1 pseudogene is annotated in these 324 nt (G+C 63.6%); it reads left to right on the top strand.

The features are described 5' to 3' along the window. Window positions 1–324 (top strand): annotated as a pseudogene (locus E0702_RS16185) (chemotaxis protein CheA); the annotation flags it as partial.

Here is a 324-nt window from a genome sequence, read left to right on the forward strand (position 1 = left end):
CGTCAATGTCTACACCCTCGAACACCTCATGACCATGGTCTCCGAGCTGGTGCTGACCCGCAACCAGCTCTTGGAAATCTCCCGCCGCAACGAGGACACCGAGTTCAAGGTGCCGCTGCAGCGGCTCTCCAACGTCACCGCCGAGCTGCAGGAAGGCGTCATGAAGACGCGCATGCAGCCGATCGGCAACGCCTGGCAGAAGCTGCCCCGCATCGTCCGCGACCTCTCGGGCGAACTCGGCAAGCAGATTGAGCTGGAGATGCACGGCGCCGACACCGAGCTCGACCGCCAGGTGCTCGACCTGATCAAGGATCCGCTCACCCA

It is taken from the genome of Halomonas marinisediminis (assembly GCF_004347715.1).
GTDB classification, from domain to species: domain Bacteria; phylum Pseudomonadota; class Gammaproteobacteria; order Pseudomonadales; family Halomonadaceae; genus Halomonas; species Halomonas icarae.